Source organism: Rhizobium sp. BK176 (genome assembly GCF_024808055.1).
This window is the reverse complement of record NZ_JANUBV010000001.1, coordinates 150874-166326: the sequence shown is the minus strand read 5'-3', so window position 1 is coordinate 166326 and position 15453 is coordinate 150874. Positions and strand designations below refer to the sequence as shown.

The window sequence follows — 15453 nt, the reverse complement described above, 5'->3', positions numbered from 1 at the left end:
TCGGGATCGGGACCTTAGACGATGCCTCGCCTTAGTGAAAGTTCCTGGATCGGACCACGAGGCCGTCAGGTTGGGATTCTCCAGCTGGCACGGGCATGTCAGGCCTTGGATAAACTGCAGCACGACCTTCTTTCGTCTTGGGTGGCTGCGGCGCGTGCCTGAACTCGTCGCCCCTGGCCGTCGGCAGCGTGATCTCGCCGTCCCGTTCTGCGAGTTTGCCAAGGTCGGCGGAGAGATCGAACAACCTCTGGGCGACCAGGTGTACGACGTCCCCTTCGCGCTGGATTTTACCGTTGATCGCGAGCATCGAGGCGGACAGGATGACCTGCCGCTGTCGCTCGTAGAGGCTCGGCCAGATCACGGCATTGACGATCCCCGTCTCGTCTTCGAGTGTCGCGAACATGACGCCCTTGGCGCTTCCGGGCTTCTGCCTCACCAGAACGAGACCTGCCGTCATCAGCCATCTGCCGTCCCGCTGCCCCATGGCTTCGGCGCATGTGACGATGCTCCGCTTCTTGAGGTCTTGGCGAAGGAGCGCCATGGGGTGCTGGCGTAGCGTCAGGCCGACATGGCCGTAGTCTTCGATCACCTCCCGTCCCTCGGTCATTGATCGCAGTGCGACTTCCGGTTCCTGCATCTCGGGAACAGTCTTCTCTTCGCGGGCCGCGGCGGCCGCCCATAGGGCTAGAGGCTCGGCGCGCATGCCCTTGATCGCCCATAGCGCGTCGCGTCGCTCCAGACGCAATGACGGCAGGAAGGCGTCGGCTTCCGCGAGCTTGACGAGGGACGACGTCGAAACGCCCGACCTTCGCCACATGTCGTCCGCCGAAACAAACGGCTGGTCTCCCCTCGCCGCGACGATCCTCGCGGCCTCGGCGGTAGCCAAGCCCTTGACCATCCGCATTCCTAGACGCACGGCCAGGCGACGGCTGCCAAGGACTTTTTCCAGCGTGCAGTCCCATCTCGACCGGTTCACGCAAACAGGTCGCACCTCGACCCCGTGCGCCCTGGCATCGGAAACGATCTGCGCGGGAGCGTAGAAGCCCATCGGCTGCGAATTCAGGAGCGCCGCGCAGAAGGCGTCGGGATGATGGCATTTCACCCAGTTGGACGCATAGGCGATCAGGGCGAAGGAGGCGGCGTGGCTTTCCGGGAACCCGTACGACCCGAAGCCTTCCAACTGACTGAAGGTCTTCTCGGCGAATTCTGGAGCGTAACCGTTCTTGATCATGCCGGAGACCAGCTTGTCCTTGAACTTTGAGACCCCTCCCGTGTGCTTGAAGGTGGCCATTGCGCGCCGTAACTGGTCCGCCTCGCCACCGGAGAAGCCGGCGCAGACCATAGCGACCTTCATTGCCGACTCCTGGAAAAGCGGAACGCCGAGCGTCTTTTTGAGGACAGCCTCGAGTTCGGGTGTCGGATATTCAGGGTCTTCCCGTCCTTCGCGCCTTCTAAGATAAGGGTGGACCATGTCTCCCTGGATCGGCCCAGGCCTGACGATCGCCACCTGGATGACGAGGTCGTAGAACGTCCTGGGCTTGATGCGCGGCAGCATCGCCATCTGGGCTCGGGATTCGATCTGAAAGGTGCCGAGCGTGTCCGCGCGCCTGATCATCGCATAGGTCGCGGGGTCCTCGTGAGGTATGGATGCGAGGTCTTTCGTGTCGCCCTTGTGTTCGGCCATCAACTTGAAGGCCTTCGACATGCAGGTCAGCATTCCGAGCGCCAGCACATCGACCTTCATGAATTTGAGGGCGTCCACGTCGTCCTTGTCCCACTCGACGATCTGGCGGTTGTCCATGGCGGCGGGTTCGATCGGAACGAGGTCGTCGAGACGGTCGTTGGTGAGGACGAAACCGCCAGGATGCTGTCCGAGGTGACGCGGCGCGTCCATCAACTGGGCGGCCAGTTCGAGCGTGAGGCGGAGCCTGTAGTCCGAAAGATTGAGATTGCTCTCCTTGAGGTGATTGTCACCGACTGCCTCTCGCGACCATCCCCGGATGCCCGACGTCAGCTGCGTGATCAGGTCTTCAGGTAGCCCAAGGGCCTTCCCGACATCGCGAAGCGCGCCTTTGGGTCGGTATCGCTGCACGGTCGAGCAGAGTGCGGCCTTGGTGCGTCCGTAGGTGTCGTAAATCCACTGGATGACCTCTTCGCGCCGTTCGTGTTCGAAGTCGACGTCGATATCGGGTGGCTCGTCGCGCTCCTGGCTGACGAAGCGCTCGAAGAGGAGGTCGTTGGTCTCGGGATCGATCGAGGTGATGCCGAGGCAATAGCAGACCGCAGAGTTTGCGGCGGACCCGCGCCCCTGGCAGAGGATGTCTTTCGAGCGCGCGTATCTGACGATGCTGTAGACGGTCAGGAAGTATGGGGCGTACTTCATGATCCTGATGAGTTCGAGCTCGTGCAGGATGGATTTCCTGACCTTGTCGGGGATGCCTTCCGGATATCGGTCCGCGGCCCCGTCCCAGGCGAACTTGGTCAGCGACTGCTGGGCGTCGAGACCGGGAACGATAGCTTCCTCGGGATACTGGTACTGGAGATCGGCCATGCTAAAGCGGCATCGCTCGACGATCTCGCGTCCGCGTGCCAGAGCCTCAGGGTAGTCCGGAAACAGGCGGTGCATTTCCTCTGGGGGTTTGAGATATCGGTCGGCATGTCTTTCGCGGTCGAACCCGACATCGTCGATCGTGGTCCGGTTGCGGATACAGGTGACGACGTCCTGGAGCTGACGTCGGCCGGGATCGTGGAACAGGACGTCGTTGGTGATGACGGTCTTCACCTTGTGGCGCGCGGCCATTACCGCGATTTCGTGAAGCCTCAACCGATCGTTAGGACGGCGGCGAAGGCTGAGGCTGACGTAGGCTCGGTCTGCGAAGAGCTGCGCGAGCTTCCTGAGTTGAACGCCACAGGTCTCGTCCGCATCGTCGGGAACAAGGACCGCGATCAGGCCGTCGGAATACTGCTCGAGGTCCGAGAAGTCGATGATGCACTTGCCTTTGCCGCCGCGGGATTTGCCCAGCGACAGCAGGCGGCAGAGCCTGGAGTAGGCCGGGCGGTCGATCGGGTAGACCAGGACGGACATACCGTCGACGAGATCGAGGCGACATCCGACGACAAGGCGAACGCCCGTGGATTTTGACGCCTCCCAGGCGCGGACAATGCCGGCAAGGCTGTTGCGGTCGGCGACGCCCAGCGCTTCGATCCCGAGTTCGGCCGCCGTCTCGAAAAGTTCGTTGGCGCTCGACGCGCCGCGCAGGAACGAGAAATGCGTCGTGACCTGGAGTTCGGCGTATCTCATCCGAACACTCCGTGCAGGAACCATTTGCGCGATCCGGTCTGTGCGTCCACGCCGTCGCCTGAACGGAATACCCAGTAGCGTTCGCCCGTCTCGTCCTCGACCGCGAAATAGTCGCGGACCGCGTCGTATTCCTGCTGCCTCATCCACCATTCGCCGAAAATGCGTTCCGGACCGTCGGCGCGCCGGACCTTGCGGCGTTTGCCGCGCCAGGTGAAGACAGCGGGCGGCTGGTCCGGAAGCAGGGCGACGACATCGATCTGTTCGGGATGGGCGAGAAGCCGTGACGGTCGCGGCCACTTGGCAAGCCAGGTGGCTCCCGTTTCCTCGGCGGTCGGGGCGATCCTTTCGATCGAACGCTCGGGAACGTCCGAGGCGACGGGAGCGAGACGGTAGAGCCGTTGCCCGCGGTTGCCGAGGATGTCGATCAGCGGCGAGATGTCGGTGACCGTTTCCTCTACGAGCGACGAGGCGACCTGTCGTTCTTCAAGGGGTTCGGCCATGATGGCGACGAGCGTCAGCTTCTCTATACCGAAGCCGGGATCGATCTTCTCGATACGGTCGCAAAGAAGCTTGGCGAGGCGCGCAGGCTCGCGGACGGGCTTGGCAAGGCCCGCGCGAAGGCACTGGATGGTGTTGTCGACACGGTGGCAGACGAGGTCGACGCGCCGCGCGCCGAGGCCCTTCTTTTCGAGCTCGTCGGTCAACTGGCCGACAAGGCGACGGATGTATTTCGCGATGGTTTCGGCAGCGGCGATCGGCTCGGAGAATGGCCGGAACACCTCTACGAGTCCGGCTGTCCTGATCGGCTCTATCGGCTCGGCGGTCCGCCCGAAAATCTGGTCGAGCCGTCGGCCTGGTTCGGGGCCGAAACGGAGCGTGAGCGGCGCGCGCGGCATGGCGGAGAGTTCGCCGACTGTCTCGACGCCGAGAACGCGCAGGCCCTGGACGGTCTCGGCGGGAAGCCTGAGGCAATGGATGGGAAGACCGGTCACAGCGCGCGCGATCTGGCCGGAAGGAACGACGGTCGTTTCTTCTCGTGACAGACGCGCCAACGCATGGGCAGCGCCCCAGGTGTCGGCGACGGCGGCGCGGGCAGTCAGGCCACGGGCGCGAAGGCGGTTCACGAGACCGGATATCAGCAGTTCCTCGCCGCCCTGCAGGTGGTCGGCACCTTCCGTATCCATGGCGATACCGTCGGTGCCATCCACGGAAACGACCGGGCTGTAGTGCCGCAGCGCCCAGAGCGCGAGGCGTTCCAGTGCGGCGGCGTCTTCCTGCGGAGCGGCATCGATCATCGCGAGGTTGGAGATCATCGCCTGCGCCTTGCTCGCGGGCATGCCGATCCTGAGTCCCACGCGAAGCGCGGCCTTGTCGGCGGCGGATATCCAGCGCTTGGACCCGCTTCGCGATACGATGACCAGTGGCTGGTCAGCCGGAACGGCTTCGTTGCCATGGCTCCGCACCTTGTCGGTGGCCAGATAGGGGAAGAAAACTGACACGACCCTTGGCATCGCAGGCTCCTAACTCAAACTCGGCACACTCGCCCGCCTTCACTCTCATCAGCTCCGCCAGCCATCTCGCCCGTCCTATGCCCGCGACAGGCAGCTCCTCGGATGGCAGGACACTCACCCGCCAGCGCGTCGCGGAAGCGGTGGGCTGTCCGTAATCGGAAGCCTCCGCCTGCCTGCGCCAGCGCCGGAGCGCGATCCCCATCGTCCCGGTCTTCTCGGCCGCCAGCTGCAGGCGTCTCGAGGCTGTCATCGGCAGCCGGACAAGTTCGGCGACAACAGCACCGAGGCCACCAAATGCGAGTCCTTCCTCGAAGGCGGCAAGAACGTCCTCTTCCTTGTTTGCCTCGCAGAAAACGACGCGGTCAGGGTGAAGTCCGGCCTGGGCGATGGCGGGAAAGAAGAGGTCGGGCCTCGTCAAGCACCAGAGAACCTTGCCTGTCGTTCTGGCGGCAATGCCGGCGACGAACAGGGCTGCGGCGGCACCGTCCACGGTTCCCGCACCACCGCCAGACACCTCGTGCAACGCGCCGAAGGCAAGGCCGCCGCCTGGAAGGTGCCGATCGATCTCGTCGACGCCGAAGGGCAGCGTGTTGGCTTTCCGCGATGCGGTCCCCTCAAGAAGGGCGATGCGCTCGCGAAGTTCGTTCAGGACCTCCGGTGTCCGGACGTGCGTCATGATTCACGGACCTCCTGAGGCTCGCGTTGGACTGATTTAACAGGCTTCATACCTGGAAAATGTTGATGTTCTCTTTCTGTTCCTCCTTTTTGAGTGTGGAGTCAAGAGAGGTTTGGCATGCATCCAAGGTGTGGAACAACGCCATTCTGCCGAATAAATAAGCGGAATCAAGGATGTAAGCAAGTTTGCGTAAGTGACCGAACTGGCGGGAAATTTACGCAGGGTGGTCCCCACTGCGATTGTAGGTTTCCGCGAGGATGTGTAAAACTGGGGCCAGTCAACAGAGGGATGACGTTGTCCGATCAAGACTACGATCCAGAGCGGCCGGTATACCTTCGGATTGGCGACTGGCATCCATCAGAGGTTTCGCGCAACTACGCAACCGGGGACACCGAGGCGGGCGTCTCCGTGTACGACCTAGCGCCTGACGGTTCGATCGTCGTTCCATCGGAGGGAGAATGATCGTTTGAAGACCTGTCGAGCCGACTGAAGCTCGATCAGCCGCGGCATCTCGTCCAAGGCGATTGGGTCGGATGCGGCGGCGAAGGAGAGCCGATCCTCAAAAACCTGGTCAAGGTCGGTCTATGGCCGCAAGACCTTCCGGCAGGCTTCAAGTCCTCCATGGCGGATATCGAGGGTGAGACCCTTGTCGCGATCGAGGACGTGCCGGAGTCGGGGGACGCTGCGTTTCGTTCGCGCTTCGCGATCTAGGAGCGGTCGCGGATGAAATTTATTCGCACCTCCTGCGAACAAGCCGGCGATTGGTTGGCCATAGTAGGGATAGACCTCATCTAGGAGCCGTCCCATGTCACCTCGCCTCACCGTCCGCCGTCTCGAAGCCATCGTGGAAGCCCTGACCGCCAGGACGGCGGGTGACTTGGATATCGAGGACGAAGGAGCGCCAACACGGGACGACTACGAGGCAGCCTTGGACTGGGCTCTCGCGGAGATCGGAAGCCGGAAGACTAAGAGCGCTCGACCCGTGGTATCCAGATAGCCGAGACTGCGTCACCGAACGGCACCGCCCTGCCCTCGAGCGCCATGATCCCGATCCAGACGCAGACGACGGCATCGAGCGTGTCTTCGAATGCCTTCAGCTGATGTCCCCGTGCGGTGGCATCAGGAAGCGGCAGCGCTTCCGTCACGCCGTCGACCTGAGCCTCCAGCAGTCGGACGATGGTCCGCCATTGCTCGATGACCAGCGCCTTGCGCTCGGCGGGCGTCTTGTCCCGCCAGTATTTGCGGATTTTTCCGACCTTGTATGGAAGCCTATCCGGCGCGTCGGCGAGTTCGACAAGCGCCGGGTGTGGATAGACCTCGATGACGCCCCGCTCGGAAATCTCCGTGGTCAGGAGCGGGTAGCCAGCGGCCCTCAGTCCTTTCGCCAGCGCCTCGCCGATCTTGCCTGGTCGTTCGGAGTTGGGGCTGTGGGTTCCTGCGTTGCGGCCGCCATATGCAAATGAGACGGCCTGGTCGGAGGCTCTGCGGTCGACGATCGGCTCGTGGGAGAGCGGCATGTCCACGGCCACCAGGTCGACCGCGCATCCGGCAATGGCCTCGGCGGCGCATAGAAGCGAAGCCATGTCGGGTGACGAGCCACGTGCGCGTTCGAGTGTCTTCGGCATACCGAAAAAAGCATAGGACGGGGCGACGGCGACGAGTCTCCAACGCCCTCCATCGGAGACGGCCAGCGCGACGCCGCTGGGTTCCTTTTCCGTCCATGCCGCGTCGATTCCAAGAACTGCGCGCAAGCTATCCCCATCCGCAAGTCGACGAAAAAGTCTAGGAGTTCACGTTCTCTCGCAAGCAATAAGGCCCGCCAGGTCATCATCCCCGCGAGCCTTATTCGAGTCTTGAAGCGCCCTATCTATGCTTGAATGCTGCCAGACCGTCAACTCAGGTAAAAACAAAGGCGGGCCGGCACCCGTAGGTCCGACCCGCGTCACCAGTCAAACGGGCATATGACCATCTCTGGTCAGGGATTGGCACCGTAAGCGCATAGCCAATCCTAAGCCGACGATGATGCCGGCGGGAACCGCTATCGTTAGCGTCGGTCGTTTTTCGGAGACCGAGCAGTCACCGATGCGTCTGCGGCTGCCGCGCCTCTCAGAAGCCGTTCGGAATGCGTCTCCGGGAGAAGGCCCACGGACGCGCGCTCTTCGTTGATCGCGGCGTCCCGGGCCAGGTTCCGATCGGAGAGCGCCCATGTCACTGCACAGAATTCTTCGCTCGACATGCCTGTTACGTTGACGCCGCCGCGTTCGTCAGCCTCGGCCAGCGCGGCATCGACGAACGCCTTGAGAGATTCCGGGGTATGGGTCTTTGCGACCATCTCACAGTACCTCCACGCCGACTTCGTAAAGCAGGTACGCCGCCTGGTCCTGGGAGATGATCGCGCCCTTCATCGAGCGGATCGTCGCGAGGGTGAATCCCATGATGCTCGCTCCGCGCAGATCGGCCCCGCGGAACTTGCACCGTTCGAGGGTCGCGTTTCGAAGGCTGCTTTCTTCGAACACGGCCTCGGTGAAGTCGCAGCTTTTCAGCTGAGCATACTCGAAATGGACGCCGGTCACCGTCTGCTTCTTGAAGGAAATTCCCGAAAGGACCGCATCGTTCAGGATGGATTTTTCGAACTGCAGGTTCGTGGTCTTGGCGTCGACGATACTCACGCCGACCAGCTTGGATCGGTCGTAGCGCGCGTTTTCGAGTACGGCCCCCTCGAAGACGCTGTTGTTGAGATCGCAGACTTCGGATCGGCTGTCGGTAAGGTCGGCCGCCCTGAAGTAGACCTCGCCGCCACGGCACCGTCGCCACATCGTCGATCTGAGGTTGGCACCCGTGAAGTTCGCCTCTCTGATATGGCAGCCATCGAAAGACCATCCCTCGAACGACATATGTCCGGCCTTCGCCTTTTCGAGATCGCAGTTCACGAGACGGTAGGGCTCGCCAGCCTTGGAAAGCCGTTCCAGCTCCGCGCGATCGAGTTTGCAGTCGCTCACGACGTTTGCTTCGGGAATGCGTTCTTCCATCGTGACGGCTTCGGTCATTGTCTTCCTTTGAAATTCATCTCGATTCTGGTGTCATCCATTATGACGCACGGAAACCACCGTCTGTGAAGACGGACGCATTTACGCAAAGCAATGTGTTGCCGCGATTAAACGCAAATAAAAGACGCTGAGATACTTCTTTCGTCTGAATCGATTGATATCCGATCAAGTATGGCCGGACTCATTTACCACCGGCATTAAGCAATGCGTTTAATATTCCCCTCCAGATCGCAAATATCGCACGTGACCCAATTTACAAACGGGAAAATCACGATATCTATATTCGCGCTGTAATTGTCAGAAGGGACTTGTAAATGGGCATTTTTGATGATTCGAAGCCGTCCCACGAGGCGAGCTTCGGTGAACGCATATGCGGAGACTCGCAGGCTTCCAAGAAGGGCGATCTCGGCGACTTCTTCTCGGGTAGCGGCACGAAGGTTCGCGAAGCGACATGGGGCGAGCGCATGTCGGGGCAGTCCACGGCCCGTCACGACTCCAGCTTCGGAGACGACGTGACGGGTGAAACGGAGTCCACCTGGGGTTCCTGGAAGTAACAACGAGAGCCTCGCGTCGCCCAAGCGGCGTGAGGCGTACCGACGCCCGCGTGCGCGGGAGTAATATGGAGAATTGAAACGGGCATCGTTCCCTCGGTGGGAGCGCGATTCGCCGTGCCTTGGAAACATCGGAGACATCATGAATTCGCTTCGCATTTTAGACGAAATCGCACGGAACGTAATCGTCACCATCGATGTCGACGAGAAAGTCTGCTTCGACGCGCATCTGCTGAACAACATGGTCAGGGGTGTCGTGCAAGCCCGCATGAACTTCGGGCAGGCAGTCATGGAGACGGGCGACACGAAGAAGGGGGCCAGGCGTCTTTTCCGCGACATCACCCTTGGCGAGATCGCGCGCGATCTGCAGGCTCATTGGGGCAACGACATCGTCAACGGGATGGCGCAGTTCCCCATCCTCACGAGCAACGAAGACATCGATTACTGGACCAAGTCCCCGCAGTTTCCAGCGTTCGTGAATGCCCTCCAAGGCATCGGGATCAAGATGTGGAACACGCGCAATCAGTATGACGGCCTGTCGCTGGCGGTCTTCGCTCCTGTCTTCCCCAAATGGTACGTCTATGCGCGCGGCAATCACGCGCTCACCGATGAAAAGCGCCTCGACCTTCTTGAGAGCATCCAAGGCCAGTACAAAACCTTCATGCCAGAAGGCCAGCGGCTCGATGAAGACGAGATCGGTCCGGTGTTCGCGCTCATGCTGAAGGAAATCGTCCCTCAGATCAACGAAGCCGCCCCGAACCACGACGACGCGCGCCGAACCTTCGGTGGCTTCATCGGGTATTACAAGCTCTGCGGGCTGGACATCGAAGCAGGCGAAATTTTCAAGCTTCCAGATTTCTATAAGGAGCTTTCGATCTTTTTCTGCGACAACCTGTTCGAGGACTCCTACATCCCGAGATTCCGGGCGACGGTGGCACGGAACAAACAGCAGCGCGCGTGATCGTGACCAATCCGTTCAGGACATGCCGAACGGATTGGAGTTCTTGGGTACCTGTCGGCTCACTGGATTTTCGCGTTCGCCAAACCAATCATTGGTGTCGACGACGACATGATTGGTGGGGACGATGGAAGAAATGGCCGAACTGAATGCATTCGCGACGCGCTACGGGAATGCCGAACTCGCTATCGAGGTTTCCAGGAGCATGGTCGCGGTCCAGAGAGGTCAACGGCTGCCCGCCCATATCGCCGACCACTTCACCGACGGATACGCGGAACACGCCGTAACGTCGGCGGAGGTGGCGATGGACGCTCTTCTCTTCGACGGCCGCAAGGTTGTTCGTGACATTCTCGGCAGGATCGCAAGGTCCTACATGGCTGAGGACATCCAGGTCTCGAGCCACTACGACGCCCAAGCAGGACGTGTCGCCGCTAGCAGGGGTCGGTGGGAGAAACTCGGGGAAGCGCTTGACCGCGTCTCGCAGGCGAGACTGGCGGTATGCCTCGCTATCGACGCGCTCGCGCTCGCCCAGCCGGGTTTCGACCTCACCGCCTCCTTGTCCGCCGCCAAGGAGGCGGTCGCCACGATGGAACGCGAAATCGGGAGTGACGATCTGATCGACGTCGAGCAACGGCAACTTCTCCGATCCTTCTCGGAACTCGGCCTGTCTCAGCCAACCAACGTTCCGGCGGTCGCGGCTGACGTTTGCTCGAGGATCGTGGATGTCGCGGCAGCGGTTTCGCGCCGCCTCGACGCGGCACTTGTAAGCGCGGCCGGCATCATCGAAGACGAGACGGAGTTCCTCGTGGAGATAGAGCGACCCTATCTGCAGCGCGCCGCACTGCTCGTACCCGAGCGGATAGCCGCCTTGGCTCCCGACTTTGGAGCCGAGCTGAAGCAAAAGGTTGAAGGCTTGACCGTAAACCTATAAGTTGCCACCGCAATTACGCAAACACGGGGACGACTGCATATGCCGACCGGTACAGTGAAATTCTTCAACAACGACAAGGGCTTTGGCTTCATCACTCCCACGAACGGCGGACAGGACGTCTTCGTTCACGTCTCGGCTGTCCAGGGCGGATCGCTGCGCGAGGGCGACAAGGTCAACTACGACCTCGGCCAGGATCGCAAGACCGGTAAGTCAAAGGCCGAGAACGTTTCGGTCGCCTGATCGGATTTCTTCGTGAGCTTTGACGCCCGCCTTCGCTCTGAATGGCGGGCGTTGCATTTTGACCGACGATTTGCCGTACGGGCCAACGTGGCTCGCCCTCGCCTCTATCGTGAGAAATGAGCTTGTAGCGCCAAGAGACGCCTTGCCATTTCGTCGGGAGACAGTGGGACGGCATCGGCCGGCGGACGGACTTTGATCGGTTTTCGTGGTTTAGCCACCTTGAGTTGAGCCGTGGGTTGTCGATCCCCTCTGGCTATCGGCGAGGTGTCCGTCCTTCTCGGCGACGGGGTGGGGTTCCCGATCGGTGGCAGCGCTTCTTTTTGGTCACGCACCCGAACCGCCCTTCGGACGGCGTCGAAACTGTTCTGGTCAAGAAGGAAGGTCTTGAGGGGGATTTCCTTCACGGCACGAGGCCGGTCTCCGTAAATCCTCGCGAGAAGGAAATAGACCAGCCGCGGATTCCAATCGGTACCCGACAGGGTTCTGATCTTCTCCCTGTTCAAGAGGCGGCAGACATCGGCAGGCTTGCGGAAACCGCCTTGGGCATAGCCGATGATCTTTTGCCTGAGGGAAGACGCAAGCTTTTCGAACGCGTCGTCCGTAAGGCCGAGGTGCGCCCTGTCCTCCGCTCTGAGAGATGGCGGCATTCCACCATAGTCGGACCCCGTGGTCATCGGTTCACGATCGCGCTTCTGTGCGCCACGTTGCATCGACCGAACCTGTGACTTGCTACCCATGCTTCCCCCTGCGCCAATGGCCGCAACGAACATATGCAGTCGCGATCCGCTTCGCAACAGCCGCTGGCCGCATGCACGGTCGAAGTCCGCTTTTATCGTGCTACCGGGTCACGATGACCTTAGCGCCAGGCTGCACGAGGTCATAAAGCTCGTGAACGTCTTCCGCGTACATCCGGTAGCAGCCGCTCGAGGCATCGCTTCCGATCGACTTCGGATTGTTCGTCCCGTGGATACGGAGATACCCCTCGGCCAGGTAGATCGCGCGGTCGCCCAGAGGGTTGTTCGGGCCTGCCTTGACGACTTCGGGAAGGCTCGGGTCCTTCTTGCGCATGTTCGGCGTCGGTCGCCATTCCGGGTTCTTGCGTTTGTGCGTCACATGGGTCTCGCCGAACCACTGCATGCCTTCCTTTCCGACGGCGATCGCATACGAAGTCCTCGTGTGGTCTTCGCCGACGAGATGAAGCGTGCGGTCACCGGTGATGATGACGATGGTTCCTGGCTCCTCGTCGCCCGGCCAGTCACCGTACTTGCTGCCAGCGAGGGCGGTCGAACTGATAAACGGGGCGGAGACGGCTGCAAGGAGAAGCGAACGGCGGGAAATAAGCATGACATGTTCCTGAAAACTAAGGGAATTATCACGACGTCTTTCGATTCATTCAACCGCCGATAAAGCGAGTTCTATAATTATGTTGCCTTTGTTGCCGTTCAGCACCTTTCATTGGCCAGCCAGATCGGCTATGACGTCCATGATTATTAATCAGAGAGGAGTGAAGGCATGGGTATCGAGCGCGAGGAGAACGAAACTGGTCGCGAACCGGGCGTGGACGAAATCGTCGGCCGCCTCGGGAAGTTCATCAACGAGCGAGCCGCGCTGCTGTCGCTTCTCTACGACATCAACATGCTTCCGGAGCAGACTGTGACCCGTCAGGGTGCCATTCGACTTGCAGGGCTGTGCGAGGTCTGGAAAAGGGGTGAGGAAGGGACACTGGCGACTGCCTCCCGTCCGCCCCTGACCGTCGATGGCCTTGCGCAGGAAATCCGCCGCGTCGACGGCAACCACAGCCTTGGCGCGGGCGCGCTTTCTGAAGCGCTCATGCCATTCCTTCAGAAGCACGCTGCGCCGACAGAGGAAAGCGTCTAGCATTCAAAAGGCTGTCCAGCTGAAGTCGCAATTGCCGGACAGCCTTTAAAAATCAAGGATTCGCCCCAATGCAGCAAGACCTCGAACATAATCTCCAATCGGCGCTCAACGGATTTGTCGTGGACTGCCGGGAGGAAATTCCTAAAGACGACTCCGAACTGAAAATCTGGATTTTTGCCCGCAAGGACCTCACGTTGTCGCTCGGCAAGTTCGGAGCGCAGTCGGCACATGCGGCCGGCACCTGCATGGTCCTCACGGATCGAGGCAATAGCGTCGACGTCAACGACTACTTGGCGCTGGGCCAGCCCAAGATCGTGGTCGGCATCGACGACGAGGCGGAGCTCGTCAAAGCGGTCGAACTCTGCCGCGCCGAGATGTTGGTCACCGTCCTCGTACAGGATGCGGGCCGCACGGAACTCGGCGAAAAGACCCTGACCATGGGTGCAGTCGGTCCGTGCCGCCGAAACGACCTTCCAAAGCCGGTGAAGCGTCTGCGGACCTTCAAGGTGCCTGAACCGGCGTGATCGTCAGGGAGGCCAGTGCCAGCGCTTCGGCCTTCAACTACGTTCTTGAGGCGGCCTCCAGGTCGTGGTCCACTCATAAGTCACCTTGTCGCCATCGACCCTGATCGTGGCAACTTCCTTGCGCGTGCCGTCACTGAAATGGCCGAAAACCGACCCGCGGCCGCGGTTCATGAGGCTTGTCGCGAGGCCTGGGACTTCAGACCATTTTACCACTTCACCGCGCTGCATGGCGAGTGGTCCGTTCGGAAGACTGACGAACTGGCTGACCTGCACTCTCTCCCGATAGGTGAAGATAACCTCAAAGCGGAGGGCAGGTGGCTGGGGAGGAAAAGCCTTGGCAATCAATTTGCTGAGTATCGACATTCAACGTTTCCTATCAGAGACTTCCATGAACGGTGGCATAACCCATGCTGTCGAAAGCCAATACTAGAAACGCGCAAGATATACAACCGGCGACAGTATAAAGATGTGTTTCGGTTGGTACCGACGTTTGCTGGATCACTCGATCCTCCGCATCGGCATCCTGCGTCCATGCTGGTGCCTTGCCACAGCGGCGATGATCCTCGGAGTACGGAACGAAAACTCGGAGAACGACATGGCCGTCTCGGCTCCTTCGCTTGCGACCGATGATGATATCAAGGCGTATACTTCGGGTGACAGCCACACGCTGGCCGTTGCGTTGCACCGTCGCTTTGGATGGCATCTGGTAGTAATTACGGACAGTCATGACCCGTTCTGGGTAGACCCGGGCGATCCGAGCAACACGATTCCGGCCGTGGTCCATGTCTATGCGCTAGACGGTAACGGCGATGCCTGGGATATCCGTGGGAAGCGCTCGCTCGCCGCAATCAGAGACGACATGTACGAACTCTTCAATGTCCAGGACTTCGAAGAGACAGAATGCTCCGACGAAGACGACCTGTCGTTCTTCGTGGGTGTCTGGTCGGATACGGGAGAACCTGTCGTCCGTCCCCTACCCGCCTACACGGAAGAAGACCTCCTCGCGGCCGAGACTGTCATCGTCAGGGTCTACCCGAACGTACCCGTCGCCCTGATTGAGAAACAGGGGATGCAAAGGCCGTTCCCCCGGTGATCTTCAGCTTGCAAGTTCGATAGCGGTGAACGCCGGCTCGCTCAACGCGAGGGACGCCAGCATGCGCAGTGCCTCGCGGATCGTCTCCTCGTAGCTCTTGCCCGTCCGCATTCGCTCCTCTGCGAGGGTCGCAAGCGTTTCGCGGGGCAGCGTGAGAGAAAGCGACGTGGCCATCTTCGTCTGCGTTGCGTTGGCTGCTGTACGCAAAGACGAGTGATCCCTGGCTTCCAGCGCCAGGTCGACGAGCTCGGCGTCGCTCTCTACGTCCAGTTGTTTGCGCAAGGCGCGGTAGCGGGCAACGGTCTCCTCGTTCGTGACGAGGGTCAGTGTCGCGGCGTTGTCGTTTTCCGCTAGATGCATTGCGGATCGTCTCCTCTAAGGCGGTATTGATACCTCCCTAACGCGAGTTCCTTAAAATTCATTCCATAAAGATTGCTAGACTTGTAGTTATCCACGTCTTCAATTATGGATGATCCACGGAAATTCTAGGCGGCAAATGACAGAACATAGTTTTGAACTTTATTTCGACCTGCCAGAGGGTGACATAGACGAGTTCATCGAGCGGCTCGCCGAGAAGTGCACAGACGCGATCGTCGGGTCAGGAGTTTCCGGCAGGATCGCTCTCGATTTCGTTCGCGAGGCGGCCGACAGGAAATCGGCAATAGAGTCGGCGGTCGGAGACGTGTTGGAAGCGATCCCGGGTGCCATCCTGATCGAAACCATGCCCGTGGCGTCATAAGAGT

General features: G+C 60.5%; 20 protein-coding genes. 10 read left to right on the top strand and 10 right to left on the bottom strand.

What is annotated here, in order from left to right; translation table 11 throughout:
• Nucleotides 1–31: 31 nt before the first annotated feature.
• From FHT76_RS01025 to FHT76_RS01015, 3 genes are read right to left on the bottom strand one after another with little or no spacing between them, the layout of a single operon-like run.
• On the bottom strand, nt 32–3301 hold the full coding sequence (locus FHT76_RS01025) for an error-prone DNA polymerase (protein ID WP_259183710.1): 3270 nt from the start codon (nt 3299–3301) through the stop codon (nt 32–34).
• Entirely contained in the window at nt 3298–4812 is a 1515-nt protein-coding gene (locus tag FHT76_RS01020; protein WP_259183709.1) for a DNA polymerase Y family protein, read from the bottom strand. Before FHT76_RS01020 ends, FHT76_RS01025 begins: the two co-directional genes overlap by 4 nt.
• A complete protein-coding gene (locus FHT76_RS01015) occupies nt 4730–5488 on the bottom strand; it encodes an ImuA family protein (protein WP_259183708.1) in 759 nt (252 codons plus the stop codon). The genes FHT76_RS01020 and FHT76_RS01015 overlap by 83 nt, the downstream gene beginning before the upstream one ends.
• A gap of 294 nt (nt 5489–5782) precedes the next feature.
• Here FHT76_RS01015 and FHT76_RS01010 point away from each other — a divergent pair, with 294 nt between their 5' ends.
• Nucleotides 5783–5950: a hypothetical protein gene (locus FHT76_RS01010; protein WP_259183707.1), complete on the top strand. Its 168-nt coding sequence runs from the start codon at nt 5783–5785 to the stop codon at nt 5948–5950.
• Between the two features lie 343 nt (nt 5951–6293).
• Nucleotides 6294–6485: a hypothetical protein gene (locus FHT76_RS01005; protein WP_259183706.1), complete on the top strand. Its 192-nt coding sequence runs from the start codon at nt 6294–6296 to the stop codon at nt 6483–6485.
• Here the strand turns inward: FHT76_RS01005 and FHT76_RS01000 are convergent.
• The 3 genes from FHT76_RS01000 to FHT76_RS00990 form a co-directional block, all read right to left on the bottom strand.
• On the bottom strand, nt 6454–7239 hold the full coding sequence (locus FHT76_RS01000; protein ID WP_259183705.1) for a DUF429 domain-containing protein: 786 nt from the start codon (nt 7237–7239) through the stop codon (nt 6454–6456). The genes FHT76_RS01005 and FHT76_RS01000 overlap by 32 nt on opposite strands.
• 293 nt (nt 7240–7532) lie before the next feature.
• Nucleotides 7533–7820 carry a hypothetical protein gene (locus FHT76_RS00995; protein ID WP_259183703.1) on the bottom strand — a complete coding sequence of 96 codons (288 nt, stop codon included), beginning with the start codon at nt 7818–7820 and terminating at the stop codon, nt 7533–7535.
• 1 nt (nt 7821) lies between these two features.
• Nucleotides 7822–8535 (bottom strand): pentapeptide repeat-containing protein, encoded by a 714-nt coding sequence (locus FHT76_RS00990; protein WP_259183702.1) that lies wholly within the window; start codon nt 8533–8535, stop codon nt 7822–7824.
• Between the two features lie 314 nt (nt 8536–8849).
• Between FHT76_RS00990 and FHT76_RS00985 the strand changes: the two genes are divergently transcribed.
• The 4 genes from FHT76_RS00985 to FHT76_RS00970 all read left to right on the top strand — a co-directional run bounded on the left by FHT76_RS00985 (nt 8850) and on the right by FHT76_RS00970 (nt 11215).
• Nucleotides 8850–9089, top strand: a complete 240-nt coding sequence (locus FHT76_RS00985) for a hypothetical protein (RefSeq protein WP_259183701.1) — start codon at nt 8850–8852, stop codon at nt 9087–9089.
• A gap of 139 nt (nt 9090–9228) precedes the next feature.
• Entirely contained in the window at nt 9229–10047 is an 819-nt protein-coding gene (locus FHT76_RS00980; protein WP_259183699.1) for a hypothetical protein, read from the top strand.
• A gap of 124 nt (nt 10048–10171) precedes the next feature.
• The gene (locus FHT76_RS00975) at nt 10172–10975 is read left to right on the top strand and encodes a hypothetical protein (RefSeq protein ID WP_259183697.1); all 804 of its coding nucleotides are present in this window, start codon (nt 10172–10174) and stop codon (nt 10973–10975) included.
• Between the two features lie 39 nt (nt 10976–11014).
• Nucleotides 11015–11215 (top strand): cold-shock protein, encoded by a 201-nt coding sequence (locus FHT76_RS00970; RefSeq protein ID WP_259183696.1) that lies wholly within the window; start codon nt 11015–11017, stop codon nt 11213–11215.
• A gap of 104 nt (nt 11216–11319) precedes the next feature.
• Here FHT76_RS00970 and FHT76_RS00965 read toward each other — a convergent pair whose 3' ends face one another.
• Nucleotides 11320–11952, bottom strand: coding sequence for a hypothetical protein (locus FHT76_RS00965; RefSeq protein ID WP_259183694.1), 633 nt, complete (start codon nt 11950–11952; stop codon nt 11320–11322).
• Nucleotides 11953–12052: 100 nt separating this feature from the next.
• Nucleotides 12053–12559: a L,D-transpeptidase gene (locus FHT76_RS00960; RefSeq protein WP_259183693.1), complete on the bottom strand. Its 507-nt coding sequence runs from the start codon at nt 12557–12559 to the stop codon at nt 12053–12055.
• A 168-nt stretch (nt 12560–12727) separates the two neighbouring features.
• Here FHT76_RS00960 and FHT76_RS00955 point away from each other — a divergent pair, with 168 nt between their 5' ends.
• Both FHT76_RS00955 and FHT76_RS00950 read left to right on the top strand, forming a co-directional pair.
• On the top strand, nt 12728–13093 hold the full coding sequence (locus FHT76_RS00955) for a hypothetical protein (RefSeq protein ID WP_259183691.1): 366 nt from the start codon (nt 12728–12730) through the stop codon (nt 13091–13093).
• A gap of 68 nt (nt 13094–13161) precedes the next feature.
• Nucleotides 13162–13617, top strand: a complete 456-nt coding sequence (locus tag FHT76_RS00950; protein WP_259183690.1) for a peptidyl-tRNA hydrolase — start codon at nt 13162–13164, stop codon at nt 13615–13617.
• A gap of 33 nt (nt 13618–13650) precedes the next feature.
• On the opposite strand, the gene FHT76_RS00945 is transcribed toward FHT76_RS00950, so the two are convergent.
• Nucleotides 13651–13980 carry a hypothetical protein gene (locus tag FHT76_RS00945; protein WP_259183688.1) on the bottom strand — a complete coding sequence of 110 codons (330 nt, stop codon included), beginning with the start codon at nt 13978–13980 and terminating at the stop codon, nt 13651–13653.
• Nucleotides 13981–14212: 232 nt separating this feature from the next.
• Here FHT76_RS00945 and FHT76_RS00940 point away from each other — a divergent pair, with 232 nt between their 5' ends.
• On the top strand, nt 14213–14710 hold the full coding sequence (locus FHT76_RS00940) for a hypothetical protein (RefSeq protein ID WP_259183685.1): 498 nt from the start codon (nt 14213–14215) through the stop codon (nt 14708–14710).
• Nucleotides 14711–14713: 3 nt separating this feature from the next.
• On the opposite strand, the gene FHT76_RS00935 is transcribed toward FHT76_RS00940, so the two are convergent.
• Nucleotides 14714–15070, bottom strand: coding sequence for a ribbon-helix-helix protein, CopG family (locus FHT76_RS00935; RefSeq protein WP_259183683.1), 357 nt, complete (start codon nt 15068–15070; stop codon nt 14714–14716).
• A 136-nt stretch (nt 15071–15206) separates the two neighbouring features.
• Here FHT76_RS00935 and FHT76_RS00930 point away from each other — a divergent pair, with 136 nt between their 5' ends.
• Entirely contained in the window at nt 15207–15449 is a 243-nt protein-coding gene (locus tag FHT76_RS00930) for a hypothetical protein (RefSeq protein ID WP_259183682.1), read from the top strand.
• Nucleotides 15450–15453 lie beyond the last annotated feature (4 nt).